The following is a 14570-nucleotide window of genomic DNA, read 5'->3' as shown; positions in this document are numbered from 1 at the left end:
GATAGCGCAATGAGCAAATATGTATTGTGAACGTTGAAAAGCACTTACTTACCTGCGCACGCCAGGTAAGCTCTCCGAACTGTAATGAGCGACCGGTCCCGATCGATCCCGAGCTGATTGTGATCCATTGCATCAGCTTGCCCCCGGGTGAATTTGGCGGGCCCTATATTGAGCAATTGTTTCAGAATCGACTATGCGCTGATGAGCACCCTTATTTCCGGGAGATTCATCAGTTGCAGGTGTCTTCTCACCTGCTCATTCGCCGCGATGGAGAGGTCCTTCAGTTTGTTCCATTCAATCTAAGGGCATGGCATGCGGGACAATCCTGCTATGGTGATCGAGAAAACTGTAATGACTATTCCATCGGAATTGAATTAGAGGGAACGGAAGATTCTGCCTTCGAGCCAATTCAATACGAGCGATTAAAACAAGTGATTGAATGTCTGCAAAACGCCTATGGGGTTACCGTCCCAGGCAATAACCCATCAAAACAGAAGTTGCCAGTAGTCGGTCATTCCGATATAGCGCCCGGCCGCAAGACCGATCCCGGCCCTTGCTTCGATTGGTCCCAACTGAGTTAACCCGCCCGACTGTCATGATTTGTAAAGAGTTTTATCGGGCAAGTCTGCAATAATCTGTTACGCTAATTAAAAACACCGGAGGAGGGATAGATGACACTGTTGGCATTGCTTGTGGCGTTGTGGGCCGTAAAAGAGTCTTACGTGCCGGACTATTTCGCCAACTGCCAATGGGGAGTGTCCTATCTTAGGGCTGTACAACGCTTACCTTTTCTTGGTGCGCTCCATCCGGCACTCGGTTACGGGTTTTATATTATTCCCCCGGTGCTGCTGGCTTGGTTTCTCGGGCACGACCAGGCGCGCTGGTTTGTCTCCTTTATAGAAGCTTTGCTGGCGGTTATTTTGTTCTGCGCGTGCCTGGACTACCGGAAAATTGAAGCCAGTTTAACGCCGTTTTTAAAACGCTGGCGTAACCGTGAATGGCAAGCGTCATATGAACATGGCTCGCAATATTTTGATTACGGACGTATGGTGAGTCCTAATGAGCTAATAAACCAGACAATCACTCAGTATTGGGTGCGAATTAACCAGGCTTTATTTGCCCCTTTGTTCTGGTTCGCTTTTTTTGGTTTGGCCGGGTTGGTGCTGTACGTGTTTACCAGTTTGTTGACCAGAACCGTTACCGGGGAGGATCAGAAAGATCCTCCGGCCTGGAAAAAGATCGGCAGCGAGTTTTTGTATTCCCTGGATGGTGTGCCCGCCCGGGCGATTGCGCTGACCATTGCGGTACTGTGTTTCAAAGGTAATGCCGTGGCGGTCGCGTTTCGTCGTTTTCGCGCTACTGACCGAGAGGCAGAAGTGGTGTTGAAACTGGCGGTGAAAATGGGGCTGGAGTTTCAGGATTTGCCTCTGGAAGATGAAGCCTTGGCGTCGGAGGGCGCGCGGCGGATTCACGCTGTGCAGGATTTGCGCAGCAACGTATTTATATTTTGGTTGGTCGTTATTGCTGTGATCACCATTGTTGCCTGAGTCAGTTGTGGCCTAACCGGCTAATGACGGCTCAGACATCCATAAGCGTCATCCCGATCTTATACGATTGCGGAAGACGTAAGGGCAACTCGCCCATAAACTAACCGTGGACCAAAAGTCCAACAGGACCAGGAGTTTTGTATCGATGGCTCGTGAACGTTTTTATGGTGACAGTGATCCTGTCGAAACTCAGGAATGGTTAGACGCGCTGGCGTCCGTGCTCGAACATGAAGGGCCGGAGCGTGCTAAATACCTTCTTGATAAAATGGGTGAAACTGCCCGGCATGCTGGCGTACAAGTAACTGAATTGACGACGCCGTATGTCAACACCATCAACCCGGAAAAAGAAGCACTGATGCCCGGTGATCCGTTCATCGAGCGGCGCATCCGCTCTTTGATTCGCTGGAACGCGTTAGCGATGGTGCAGCGTGCCAACTTATCGGATGACGATCTGGGGGGGCATATCTCCAGCTTCGCGTCTTCGGCTACGTTGTACGATGTGGGTTTCAACCATTTCTTTCGGGCTCCGACTGAGACCTCCGGCGGAGATCTGATTTTTTATCAAGGCCATTCTTCTCCCGGTATCTATGCGCGGGCTTATCTGGAAGACCGGATCACCGAGAAGCAAATGGAGAACTTCCGTCGCGAAGTGAAAAAAGAGGGTTTGTCTTCCTATCCGCATCCTTGGCTTATGCCGAACTTTTGGCAGTTTCCTACCGTGTCGATGGGGCTAGGTCCGATACAGGCCATTTATCAAGCCCGCTTTATGAAGTTTCTTCAGAATCGCGAGCTGATTAAGCAAGACGATCGTAAAGTGTGGGCCTATTTGGGCGACGGCGAGACCGATGAGCCGGAATCCTTAGGCTGCATCTCCCTGGCCGGGCGGGAAAAGCTGGATAATCTGGTGTTTGTTATCAACTGCAACCTGCAACGGCTCGACGGTCCGGTTCGCGGTAACGGAAAAATCATTCAGGAATTGGAGGGTGTTTTCCGCGGAGCCGGCTGGAACGTTATCAAAGTCATTTGGGGGCGGCGTTGGGACCCGCTGTTGGCGCGGGACAAGGAAGGTGTGTTGCGTAAGCGCATGGAAGAAACTGTGGACGGTGAATACCAGAGTTTTAAAAACCACGGAGGCGCCTTTACCCGAGAACACTTTTTCAATAAGTACCCTGAATTAGGTCAGATGGTTGAGCATATGACCGATGAGGAAATTTTTCAGCTTAACCGGGGTGGCCATGACCCGTTCAAGCTCTACGCTGCCTATCATGCTGCTGTGAATCACAAAGGTCAGCCAACCGTGATCCTGGCAAAAACAGTGAAGGGGTATGGCACCGGTTCCGGCGAAGCAGCCAACAAAACCCATTCCATGAAAACCCTCAACATGGAAAGCCTAAAAGCGTTCCGCGACCGTTTTGACATGCCCTTCAATGATGAAGAGTTGAAGAAAATCCCGTTTTATCGTCCCAGTGAAGACAGCAATGAGATGCGTTATATGCGGGAGCGGCGTAATTCCTTGGGAGGGTATCTACCGGTACGGCGCACGGAGTGTGAAACCTTGGAAGTGCCGGAGTTGGGCGTGTTTGGTCCTTTGCTGGAAGGCACCAAAGACCGTGAAATGTCGACTACCATGGCGTTTGTGCGAATGCTGAATTCGTTGGTGAAGCAAAAGTCGATAGGTGAACGGGTGGTGCCGATCGTACCGGATGAAGCGCGTACCTTCGGAATGGAAGGCATGTTCAGGCAATTGGGTATCTACTCTTCCGTGGGGCAGCTCTATAACCCCACGGACAGCGAACAGGTTATGTATTACCGGGAGGATATCAAAGGCCGGATACTGGAGGAGGGTATCAACGAAGCGGGCGCAATGTCGGCATGGATTGCAGCGGCTACTTCATATTCCGTTAATAACTTCCCGATGATCCCTTTTTATATTTTCTATTCGATGTTTGGTTTTCAACGGATCGGAGATCTTGCATGGGCGGCGGGTGATTCTCAGGCGCGAGGTTTTTTGATCGGTGCTACCGCCGGTAGAACCACTTTGAACGGGGAGGGGTTGCAGCATCAGGATGGCCATAGTCATGTGCTGGCCTCTACCATTCCCAACTGTGTTGCTTACGACGTTGCCTATGCGTACGAGTTAGCGGTGGTATTGCATGACGGTTTACGGCGTATGTACAAAGAGAAAGAAAATGTTTTCTATTACATTACCGTAGAGAACGAAAACTACGTGCATCCTGCTATGCCGAAAGGCGCGGAAGAGGGCATTCTGAAGGGTATGTACCTGTTGCGGGAAGGCGACGAGCACAACAAGTTGAAGGTCCAATTGCTGGGCAGTGGTTCCATTCTCAGGGAAGTGGAAGCCGCCGCAGAAATACTGCACGATGTGTACGGTGTTGCGTCGGACATCTGGAGTGTCACCAGCTTTAACGAGCTGCGTAGCGACGGGTTGCAAAAACAACGTTGGAACATGTTAAATCCGGAAGAAGAACCGAAGCTCCCCTACGTCACGAAGTTGCTGCGGGGCCGGAAACATCCGGTGATAGCCGCGTCGGATTACATTAAAACTCACGCCGACCAAATCCGTCCTTTCATCCGCAACCACTACACTGCGCTCGGCACTGATGGCTATGGCCGAAGTGATTCACGGGAACAGTTGCGTCATTTCTTCGAGGTAGACCGATATTTTGTTACGGTTGCCGCGCTTAGCGCGTTGGCGGACAAAGGTCTGATTGGCCGCAGTAAGGTAGCCGATGCATTACAGCGCTTTAGTATCAGTTCCGACAAACCCTACCCACCCCATGTTTAAATCAGGAGAATGACCGTGGCGATTAAAGATGTGTTAGTGCCCGATCTCGGTGGATCAGATGGGGTCGATGTTATTGAACTTTCGGTACAACCGGGTGACCGAATCGAAAAAGAAGATACCTTGCTAGTTGTGGAGTCAGACAAAGCAACGGTAGAAGTACCGTCACCTTATACCGGAGTGGTGAAAACCGTTGTGGTCTCTATTGGCCAGTCTGTTAAAGAAGGCGATAAATTAGTAGAGATGGAGTTGGACGGCGATGAGTCGGAAGCATCTTCAGCAACGAAGAAAGCTGAATCAGAGAAGCCGTCGGCACCGGCCAAAACAGGCAACGCTGAGGACCAGAACAGCAAACTCAAGAGTTCAGAGGCGACGACTGCTGAGAAAAAGCCGTCTTCATCGTCGGATAAAAAGTCCGAAGCAGCCGCAGCCAGCAGTCATCAAATGGAAGTGATCGCCATTCCGGATATTGGTGGTGGCGAAGATGTGGATGTCATTGAAGTCAACGTGCAGGAAGGCGATCAATTAGAGCCTGAACAAACGCTCGTGGTGCTGGAATCCGATAAAGCCACCATGGAGATTCCGTGTCCAAAAGCCGGCACGGTTCGTAAAGTGCTGCTGAAAGTGGGGGACAAGGTTTCGCAGGGTACGCCTGCACTGGAGTTGCTGGTGGCTTCCACCGGGCAACCGGCTGAAGCAGACAGTAAACCCGCAACGGAGCCAGCTTCTTCAGGCAGTACGGCGATATCGTCAAACGAAAAAGCGCAGCCCGCAGAGCAAGCTGCCCGGGTGTCCGGTGTGGGTGAACAGACCCTCACAGCAAGCAAGAAAGTGCATGCCGGTCCGGCAGTACGCCGACTAGCTCGTGAGCTGGGAGTGGACCTGGCGATGGTGAAAGCCTCTGGCCCGCGTGCTCGGATATTGAAAGAAGATGTTCACGCTTATGTTAATAAGCGCTTATCCGGCAAAGCCGAGGCAATTGCAGAAGGGTCGGGATTACCGAAACTACCGGAGATCGACTTTGCTAAATGGGGCGAAGTAGAAGCAGTCGAACTGAACAAAATTAACAAACTGACGGCAACCAACCTGCATCGCGCATGGGTGCACATTCCGCACGTCACCCAGTTTGATGAAGCGGACATTACCGAGCTGGAAACGTTCAGAAAGGCAGAGTCTGCGCGACTTAAAGAGGAAGGCGTTAAGCTCACCTTGCTTGCGTTCATGGTAAAAGCCTGCGCTAAAAGTCTCCAGGAATTTCCCCGCTTCAACAGTTCGTTAAGCCCGGACGGAACCCACTTGATTTTTAAGAAATACATTAACGTGGGTATAGCTGTCGACACGCCCAATGGTCTGGTCGTGCCGGTGATCAAAGACGCGGATAAGAAATCAGTGAAAGAGATTGCTCTGGATATGCAGACTTTGAGTGAAAAAGCCCGTTCCAAAAAACTATCACCCGGGGATATGCAGGGTGGTACTTTTTCAATCTCGTCGTTAGGAGGCATTGGCGGGACGGCGTTTACGCCAATAGTGAACTGGCCGGAGGTGTCGATTCTGGGCGTTTCACGTTCGCAGATGAAGCCGGTGTACAACGGTGAGGAGTTCGAGCCACGTTTGATGGTGCCGTTATCCCTTTCCTATGACCACCGGGTAGTGGATGGTGCGGATGCCGCTCGTTTCACTACCTTCTTGTCACGACAACTGAGCGACATAAGACGTTTGCTATTTTAGCGTTGGTCAAAGATTTTTGGCCGGGTTGACGGTGGTCGCTCAGGCTGCAATGCAGCTTTCAGCGGAATGCAGTTTGCGAAAATGTTTCACAAACTCATTCCGCTCTTTAATGCCTATGGGCTGGCTAAGGAAGTATCGCTGCCAGCAGTCGGTAATGCTTTCAATATCGTCGTCCAGAGGCAAGGCTAAATTTCGGTATTGATAGACTAGCCAAGCGATCGCAGTGGCGTAACGTAAATTGGCGACCAGCTCAATGTGAGGCGCCTTAGTGAATTCATGCTGTGAAGCCATACCTCGAACCGTACTAGCGAGATCGCAGTCGTAGGCGATATGCTTATCCCACACTTCCTGGTGCAGGTCTTCACTAATACCGAATACACCGACCGCTTCATTCTGTAATAGATGCTGCCCCATATCGGATTGATAGCAGGCTGTGGCCAGCATCAGCTTATTGGCAGATTCGGATTCCACCCCCAGCAGTTTTAATGTGGGTCGAATAATGTAGTCCATAAATTCACGACTGTTAATGCCCATTTTAATACTCCAGTCAAAACAACCAATCTCTATTACTACAGTAAGCAAGGAGTCTGCCAGGACGGGGGCGAGGCCGAATGCGTTCCGTATACTATCAAGATGGGTCTTAAGCGGGAGTATTTCAACAGAGATTCGTTGTTGAACGGTATCTATTGTTAAAGTGAGTAAATCGAAATTTAGATCCGGTGGTAAAAAATGTCACATTATGCCGCTATATCGCTGTTTCTCGCTGAAAACGCTGCCCGAGTTGCGGTTAGAGTGGGAGCGTGTTTTTGGTAACGCGCAAATCATTCATGGCGACCTGACACACAAGGCCGCGATTTTTTTAGTGTATAAACCGGCATTGGATAAGCGCTTTAATAACTAAATAGTGTTAGAGAACGCGACGCAACGCCGAGAGGATAAAGCGGTAGTTTCCCAATATGAAAAATTTTCCGACACTTTTGCCATTAATGCGGGTTCAGCGCGATGGGAATTGACCCAAAGTACGGTCCAGCTTTTGTAAGCCCTGAGTGTTGCATAACCCGAACCGAACCCGATTCCAATCTTCGAAAAGACGAATGAGCACACCATTTTTTGCGCAATGTCGGAATAATCGGGAGGCCCAATCTGCGTCTTTTTGCAAACTGCAAAACAGGCCGCTGTTGTCTATTGCCAATGGGCTAAAATGATCTCGCAATAGCGCAGCAAGTTGTTCCGAGGCAGTGTGAATTTGCTGCCGGTTCTGACGCTGCCAAGTCTGATCGAGTAAGGCTTTTTCGCCCAGGTAGGCGGCGGGGTGGCTGATGCCCCAGGGGCCCAGGCTTTGCTCGACAAAGTTCAACAAAGGGCCGGTGCAATGGGCAAATCCCAAACGGATACCGGCCAGGCCGAAAAACTTTCCGATTGATCGCAAAACAACAATATTGCCGGGTAATGAGAATTGCAGCAGAGATTCTTCCGGAGTGGGATCCATAAACGCTTCGTCCACAATCAGGCAGCCGCTTAAAGGTTCGAGCACGCTGGCTAACTCAATCAGTTGTGAGGCTTCAAATCGTTTTCCGGTGGGGTTGTTCGGGTTGATAACGATCACTACGTCATCGCGTTGCAGCTCTGATGGGCGGGGTAATTCCGGGTAAAGCATCACGGTGTGCTGACGGCGTTGCCATTGGTAGCGATATTCTTCGTAGCCGACTTGCGGGATCCACGCCCGGCAGCGCGAACGGTTTTCCGGTAAGCCTTGTATCAACCATTGTGAACCGGGTGTAGCGATACAGTGGCGTCCGTAGTATTGTTGCGCCGCCCAGTGCAGCGCGTCATAGGAGTCCGGCAACCGTTGCCATACTGATTGCGGAATCGGGGGCGGTGTCCAGGCAAAAGGGTTGATGCCGGTGGATAAATCCAGCCACTGTTCCGGTGGTATGTTGAATTGCCGGGCGGCCTTTTGCAGTTGACCGCCGTGCTGCGGTTGCATCATAAAGCCTCGCCTGTAACAAACCAATGGCCGGTGTAAGCGAGAACGGAAAACAGCAAAATAAAAATCAGCAAGCTCCGGTCAACCAAGCGGTTAGCCTGCACAATATGTTCCGGACGGCATTCTTCTTCACCGCCGAAATAGGGTTTGTCCTGTTCTACGCCGTGATACACAGCGGGGCCGCCCAACCTGACATTAATTGCGCCGGCCCCTGCCGCCATTACCGGGCCACCATTGGGGCTGGAGAGTTGTCTTGCAAATCGTCGCCAGCTGGCGATGGCGTTACTGGTTCTGCCGGCGAAGGCATAGCACAGTGCACATAAGCGTGCAGGAACCAGGTTGAGCAAGTCATCCAGGTGTGCCGCAGGCGCACCAAACCACAGAAAGCGGTGGTTGCGATACCCCCACATGGCATCCAGGGTATTGGCTAAGCGATATAAAACTGCGCCGGGAGCGCCGAGCAAAGCAAACCAGAACAACGCGCCAAAAATGCTGTCGCTGCCGTTTTCCAATACCGACTCGGTTGTGGCACGGGCGCATCCGGATTGATCCAGGCTGCTGCAATCGCGGCTAACCATTCGGGAGGCGTGGTACCGGCCCTGTTCCAGGTTGTTCGAGGACAGCGCTTGGTAGACTCGCTGGCTATGCTGGAACAGGCTTTTGCGGCCTACGGCTAAGTACAACACGGCGATCTCAAAAACGAAGCCGGCCGGGGTGGCGCTAAGCCAGACGCTGAGTCCAACCCATGGCACAACCGCAATCAGCCAGGCAATGAGCCCGGGGCCGATACTGGTACGTGAAGCAGGGTGACGGTTGAAACGGGATTCCAGGTTGGCAGCCAAGTGGCCGAAGCCTACCAGTGGATGCCAGCGGCGGGTTTCCCCCAGCCACTGATCAAGACTCAGTGCAATTAATATTTTAACCACTACAATAGGCACGATTCTGAAACCCTGAAAAAGACGCGATTGTAGCATGATTGGCCAAACAATAATGGTTCAAGGCACCACCTCCGATGCCGGTAAATCCACTCTGGTAGCCGCCCTGTGCAGGGCATTCCTTCAACAGAACAAGTCAGTGGTGCCCTTTAAACCGCAGAACATGGCTTTGAACAGCGCGGTCACTATAGACGGTGGCGAAATAGGTCGCGCCCAGGCTTTTCAGGCTTACGCTGCGGGTTTGGAGCCGATGGTGGATATGAATCCGGTCTTGCTGAAACCCACTACCGATATGGGAGCGCAGATCATCATCCAGGGGAAGGCGTTACACCAGATGAGCGCAACTCAATACCATGGCTATAAAACCATTGCCATGGAAGCGGTGTTGGATAGCTTCAGGCGCTTGAATGAGCAATATGATCTGGTGGTGGTGGAGGGAGCTGGTAGTCCGGCCGAGATCAACCTGCGGGACCGGGATATCGCCAACATGGGATTTGCTGAAGCAGTGGATTGCCCGGTAATTCTGGTCGCGGATATAGATCGCGGAGGCGTGTTCGCACACCTGGTGGGTACGTTGGAATTATTGAGTGAGAGCGAGAAAGCCAGGGTGCAAGGGTTCGTAATCAACCGGTTCAGAGGGGATATCGCACTATTGCAGCCCGGGCTGGACTGGCTGGAGGAGCGCACAGGTACGCCGGTTTTGGGGGTCCTTCCCTATCTGCACGGGTTACATATCGACGGAGAGGACGGCATCAACCCATTGCAGGCAGATAAAAACGAGGGCAGACGATTGCAGGTTGTGGTACCGGTTTTGCCTCGTATCAGCAATCATACGGATTTTGATCCGTTGCGTTTACATCCGCAGGTGGATTGTCATTACGTGGGGGCAGGGCAAACCATTCCGCCGGCCGACCTGGTGGTGTTACCGGGCAGTAAAAATACCATTGCCGACCTGCGCTGGTTGATGGAGCAGGGTTGGGCCAGCTATTTGCAAAAGCATCTGCGCTATGGCGGCAAATTGATTGGTATTTGCGGTGGTTTTCAGATGTTGGGCGATTTGTTGGTGGATGAGCAGGGCGTCGAGGGTCCAGCGGGCAGCGTTGCGGGGTTTGGGCTCGTCGCTATGCGCACAGAGTTGATGCCGGATAAACAGCTGCACCGTAGAACCGGCGTGATTCTTCCCCTCAATGTTCCGGTGGCGGGGTATGAAATTCACGCTGGCATCAGCAGCGGGCCCGGATTACAAAATGCGATGATCCGTTTTGATGGTATTGGTGCTGGGGAAAGCAATGAAGCGCAGAGTGACCTGGATGGTGTGGTTTCTGACGATGGAAAAATAATGGGAACCTACCTGCACGGACTGTTTGATCAGTCAAACGCTCTCAGTGCCATTTTGGAGTGGGCTGGCTTGGAGCAGGTTGAAACGATGGACTACCCGCGGCTACGAGAGCAGCAGATTGAGCGGCTAGCGCGCTGCGTGAACGAGCATCTGGATATGGAACGTTTGCAGCAAATGATGCAAAGCTGGTATGCCGTCAGGGCAAAGTGATCGCTGCTTTCTGTGTTACCCCCAGGCGACAAGGCCAAGCAATAGAACCGCCTCCAGAATTTCTATGGCGGCGCCTGCGGTATCTCCCGTCACACCGCCGATTTTGGTGCGCATCGACGCGCGTAGATAGATCAAGGTAATCGCTGCCAGGGTGATGACAAGGACCAGCACGGGGCCCGTTATCAAAAAACCAAGAAACAATATGGCTCCCAACTGCCAGAGGGTTTTACCGGGACTGACATTGCCTTGAAATGGGGAGCCCAATCCATGCTGTCTTACGTAAGTAGTAGTCAGAAAAAGCAAGGGCATGGCTGAGCGGGCCAGTGCAGGAACCACTATCAAATACAGCGCGTGATGTTCAAGCAGGGTTTGTAGGCAGGCAAACTTCAGCAATAGAACGCAAGCGATGCTCACCACCCCTGCAGGACCGCAGCGAGGGTCCTTCATGATGGCGAGCACTTTCTCCTTATCATTGCCCCCCAGCCAAGCATCAGCGCTATCGGCTAACCCGTCCAAATGCAATGCACCGGTGATGAACACCCACGCGAAAACAAGGAGCGCTGCCATTACAGCAAGACTCAAGCCCGGTGCGACCCAATTCAGGAAGAGGCTGGCACAATACAAAAAAGCGCCCAATAATGCACCAACCAGGCCGTACCAATAGAGTGAGCCGGCCACTTCCTCTTCCGGGTATTGCTTTAACCTCACCGGGAAACGAGTCAGAAACTGCAAAGCGATCATGAACGCATTCATAGCTCAGCCTTGGAATCGGTTCGCGAAAGTGAGAGCTGTATTGCGACGGCCTGCCTGATCGGTGTAAATTTTTAACCGGGTCATTCCCGCATAGGGCACTTCAAAGCAGAACGTATCGCTGGGCTGTATATTCAACAAGTAGGTCAGGGCGGCGCGGATGACACCACCATGAACAACCAGCAGAACATGTTGATTTTTTGCGGCGGTGATAACCTGATCCAGGCTCTCGCTGACCCGCGCCAGGAAATCAGAGTAGGGCTCTCCCTCCGGTGGTGTATGCCCAGCCGGGTCTTGCCATAACTTGGTCAGAAGTTCCGGGTATTGCTGCCAGGCTTGCTCCGGTGTCAGACCCTCCAAGGTACCGAAACAGAGTTCACGTAAGCCATCGATTACCGTTAAGGGAATTTGCTGTTGTTGAGAAAGCGCACTGGCGAAGGCGTGACAACGCAGCATCGGTGAACTGAAAACCGCGTTCCACCGGCAACCGGACTGACTGGTGGAGTTGCGAAGTTGTTCCCAACCGCGGTGGCAAAGAGGGTCGTCCACCGAACCACGGTAACGTACACCGCCCTCCGGCTCACCGTGACGGATCAGATCGAGCGTGGTTGTATCAAAGGTTTGCGGTTGACCAAACATCGCTTAGCCTCCCAGTTTGGCTGAAACCGCCGCTTCCGCGAAAGTGGCCATTTCATTATGTAAGGCGCAGGCTAAGCGCAGCAACGGCACCACCGTAGCAGCACCGCTGCCTTCGCCCAGACGTAGATTCAGATCCATAATAAAGTCTATGCCCAGGTGTTCTAGTATTGCCCTGTGGCCGGGTTCAGCCGAGCTGTGGCTGAAAAATAAATAAGGAGCGATGCCCGGATTCAGTTGCAACGCTATCGCGGCGGCGGCGGTGCAGATAAAGCCATCCACTACTACCGGCAGTTTGTTTTGCGCTGCCGCAATATAGGCACCAGTCAGCGACGTAATTTCAAATCCACCCAGAATTCGGGCAATGGATTCTGCATTGGTGAGGTTAGCTTGGTGGAACTCGATAGCCTGCCGAATAATATCAATTTTTCGCGCCACCCCTTGCTGGTCTAGTCCGGTGCCTGGCCCGGCAATATCGGTGACCGGCTTATCGCAAAGCGAGCAAAGAATGGCGGTTGCGGAAGTGGTGTTACCGATGCCCATTTCACCGCCGATGAACAAATCGGCTTGCGCTGCACAGGCTCTCGCCACCGCGGATTTGCCGATTGACATAGCTTGTTGCCACTGTGCTTCAGTCATCGCCTCTTGGCGCAGAAAGCTGTTGGTTTGTAGTGCAACAGGCTCATGTAATACACCAGGCAATTGTTCCGTTATGGCGTGGGTGCCGGTGTTGACCACTTCGAGCTGTGCATCCAAATGCCGGGCTATCACACTGATGGCGGCGCCACCTGCGATAAAATTACGCTGCATCTCCACGGTAACAGTTTGAGGAAAAGCGGAAACCCCTTCTTCAACGATGCCATGATCGCCGGCGAATACGGTAATGTAAACTGCCTCCACCGACGGCTGTGGGTTGTTCTGAATAGCAGCCAACTGAACTGCAATCTGCTCCATTTTTCCGAGGGCTCCGGGAGGCTTGGTCAATTGCAATTGGCGCTCGGTTGCCGTTTGCTTCATCGTCGCGCAAGGAGGCTGCACCGGTGCGCGCCACCAGGGGGGGGTACTGTTATCTGAATTCATTGAGTGTCTTTTAATAGTTGAGGAAGGCCAGCGACTACCAGGGTAACGCGATCGGCGATCTGAGCAATGTCCTGATGGAGCCAGCCACTTTCGTCGACAAAGCGGCGGGTGAGATCACCGATTGGTACGATCCCGAGTCCGGTTTCGTTACTAACCAAAATTAAATCGCATTGTTGTTGGCGTAATTGTTCCAGTAGAGCCGCTTTCTTTAGGGCAAAAACAGATGAGTCGCTCAGGCACAATAGGTTGGATACCCAAAGCGTCAGGCAATCCACCAATATTAAATGGTTCTGCCGGTCATATTCTTTCAGCACCTGATCCAGATCCACCGGCTCTTCCACGGTGATCCAGTTGTCCGGCCGGCGTGTCTGATGATGATGAATGCGTGCGCTCATTTCAGCATCCCGGTTCTGGGCCGTGGCAATATACACCACTTGCTTCGCCCGTGTAGTGGCGATGCGCTCTGCCATGGCGCTTTTGCCGGAACGGGCCCCGCCTAATATAAAATCAATCATGTCTCGAACCGCTTTCGGTTCCACATGACTTCCTTACCACCATTTGCACGTGCCAACACCCGTGCTGCCACAAAGAGAAAATCCGAAAGCCGGTTCAGATACTTTATACCCCAGCTATTGATGCTTTCCTGTTTTGAAAGCGTCATCACCCGGCGCTCAGCTCGTCGGCACACAGTGCGGGCCAGATGGCAACTGGCTGCGGCACGGTTTCCGGCAGGCAGAATAAACTCTTTCAGGGGAGGGAGATCCGCGTTCATGGCATCAATATGCTGTTCAAGACGGGTAATAAAGCGTTCGGTCAGTACACTATGGCCCGGTACACAAAGCTCGGCGCCCAGGTCGAACAGATCATGCTGAATTTCCTGCAGCCAGAGCGCCATGGATTCGGCAACGCCTTCTTCTGCCAAAACCATACCCAACACGGAGTTCAGCTCATCGGTCGTGCCGTACGCTTCCACTCTCAGGCTATCTTTATCTACCCGTGATCCGTCACCCAGGCCGGTGGTGCCCTGGTCGCCTGTGCGAGTGTAGATCTTGGATAAGCGATTACCCATTGGTGTAGCTCCTTGTGAGTAGGTGGTTTTGCGAGCTTATTTTGTATCAAAAGTCACAGAATAGAGGCGCAATTTACGTCTAAGATGAAGGTGGGTCAAGTCGACGGAGACTCAGTTTGGCCTGCCCTTAAAAACTAATTTAAACATAAGCAGGATAGCTTGTGGAGGCGATAATGGGTTCGTTGAAAGTAGATACAGCGCTATTGAAAGAGCTCTTGAGTGCGGCAGCCGGAACCGCCCTGATGCACCGCGGTACAGAGCATGAACTTTTTGTGCTGGGTCAATTGGAAGCAACGGCTAACATGGCCTATGTCGCCTGTGCCAATGCTGGCGATGATGAGTTGGAGATTTTGTGTCAACAACTGGCTCTGGATGCGCTTAATCGCTTTACCGAATTAAGTCAGCGCTCTGGTTCGAAACGAACCAACGAAATTGCTGAAGCGACTAACTACATTCCCTATCAGGCGGTGAAAGCGAGCTAAGCGA

The 14570-nt window shown here is 52.3% G+C and carries 14 protein-coding genes; 6 read left to right on the top strand and 8 right to left on the bottom strand.

Annotated elements, in window-relative coordinates:
* Positions 1-26: 26 nt before the first annotated feature.
* The 4 genes from ampD (at position 27) to aceF (ending at position 6078) form a co-directional block, all read left to right on the top strand.
* A complete protein-coding gene (gene ampD, locus FT643_RS03360) occupies positions 27-581 on the top strand; it encodes a 1,6-anhydro-N-acetylmuramyl-L-alanine amidase AmpD (protein WP_317621919.1) in 555 nt (184 codons plus the stop codon).
* A gap of 90 nt (positions 582-671) precedes the next feature.
* Positions 672-1547 (top strand): hypothetical protein, encoded by an 876-nt coding sequence (locus FT643_RS03355; protein WP_156869245.1) that lies wholly within the window; start codon positions 672-674, stop codon positions 1545-1547.
* A gap of 145 nt (positions 1548-1692) precedes the next feature.
* Positions 1693-4353: a pyruvate dehydrogenase (acetyl-transferring), homodimeric type gene (aceE, locus tag FT643_RS03350; protein ID WP_156869244.1), complete on the top strand. Its 2661-nt coding sequence runs from the start codon at positions 1693-1695 to the stop codon at positions 4351-4353.
* A 15-nt stretch (positions 4354-4368) separates the two neighbouring features.
* Positions 4369-6078: a dihydrolipoyllysine-residue acetyltransferase gene (gene aceF / locus FT643_RS03345; RefSeq protein ID WP_411267791.1), complete on the top strand. Its 1710-nt coding sequence runs from the start codon at positions 4369-4371 to the stop codon at positions 6076-6078.
* Between the two features lie 39 nt (positions 6079-6117).
* Here aceF and FT643_RS03340 read toward each other — a convergent pair whose 3' ends face one another.
* The 3 genes from FT643_RS03340 to cbiB form a co-directional block, all read right to left on the bottom strand.
* Positions 6118-6612: a hypothetical protein gene (locus tag FT643_RS03340; RefSeq protein WP_156869242.1), complete on the bottom strand. Its 495-nt coding sequence runs from the start codon at positions 6610-6612 to the stop codon at positions 6118-6120.
* Positions 6613-7072: 460 nt separating this feature from the next.
* Positions 7073-8068: a threonine-phosphate decarboxylase gene (locus FT643_RS03335; protein WP_156869241.1), complete on the bottom strand. Its 996-nt coding sequence runs from the start codon at positions 8066-8068 to the stop codon at positions 7073-7075.
* Positions 8065-9003, bottom strand: a complete 939-nt coding sequence (cbiB, locus tag FT643_RS03330) for an adenosylcobinamide-phosphate synthase CbiB (RefSeq protein WP_317621918.1) — start codon at positions 9001-9003, stop codon at positions 8065-8067. Before cbiB ends, FT643_RS03335 begins: the two co-directional genes overlap by 4 nt.
* A 34-nt stretch (positions 9004-9037) precedes the next feature.
* On the opposite strand from cbiB, the gene FT643_RS03325 reads away from it, so the two are divergent.
* Complete coding sequence (locus FT643_RS03325) at positions 9038-10549, top strand: cobyric acid synthase (protein WP_156869239.1); 1512 nt, start codon at positions 9038-9040, stop codon at positions 10547-10549.
* 15 nt (positions 10550-10564) lie between these two features.
* On the opposite strand, the gene cobS is transcribed toward FT643_RS03325, so the two are convergent.
* From cobS to FT643_RS03300, 5 genes are read right to left on the bottom strand one after another with little or no spacing between them, the layout of a single operon-like run.
* Positions 10565-11302 (bottom strand): adenosylcobinamide-GDP ribazoletransferase, encoded by a 738-nt coding sequence (gene cobS / locus FT643_RS03320; RefSeq protein WP_156869238.1) that lies wholly within the window; start codon positions 11300-11302, stop codon positions 10565-10567.
* 3 nt (positions 11303-11305) lie between these two features.
* Positions 11306-11938 carry a histidine phosphatase family protein gene (locus FT643_RS03315; protein WP_156869237.1) on the bottom strand — a complete coding sequence of 211 codons (633 nt, stop codon included), beginning with the start codon at positions 11936-11938 and terminating at the stop codon, positions 11306-11308.
* A gap of 3 nt (positions 11939-11941) precedes the next feature.
* Positions 11942-13015: a nicotinate-nucleotide--dimethylbenzimidazole phosphoribosyltransferase gene (cobT, locus tag FT643_RS03310; RefSeq protein WP_156869236.1), complete on the bottom strand. Its 1074-nt coding sequence runs from the start codon at positions 13013-13015 to the stop codon at positions 11942-11944.
* Positions 13012-13530, bottom strand: coding sequence for a bifunctional adenosylcobinamide kinase/adenosylcobinamide-phosphate guanylyltransferase (gene cobU / locus FT643_RS03305; protein ID WP_156869235.1), 519 nt, complete (start codon positions 13528-13530; stop codon positions 13012-13014). The genes cobT and cobU overlap by 4 nt, the downstream gene beginning before the upstream one ends.
* Positions 13527-14084, bottom strand: a complete 558-nt coding sequence (locus FT643_RS03300) for a cob(I)yrinic acid a,c-diamide adenosyltransferase (RefSeq protein ID WP_156869234.1) — start codon at positions 14082-14084, stop codon at positions 13527-13529. The genes cobU and FT643_RS03300 overlap by 4 nt, the downstream gene beginning before the upstream one ends.
* A 173-nt stretch (positions 14085-14257) precedes the next feature.
* Between FT643_RS03300 and FT643_RS03295 the strand changes: the two genes are divergently transcribed.
* The gene (locus tag FT643_RS03295; protein WP_156869233.1) at positions 14258-14566 is read left to right on the top strand and encodes a hypothetical protein; all 309 of its coding nucleotides are present in this window, start codon (positions 14258-14260) and stop codon (positions 14564-14566) included.
* Positions 14567-14570: the final 4 nt, after the last annotated feature.

Origin of the sequence: Ketobacter sp. MCCC 1A13808 (assembly GCF_009746715.1) — a bacterium.
Lineage (GTDB): Bacteria > Pseudomonadota > Gammaproteobacteria > Pseudomonadales > Ketobacteraceae > Ketobacter.
This window is presented reverse-complemented; position numbering and strand designations above follow the sequence as displayed.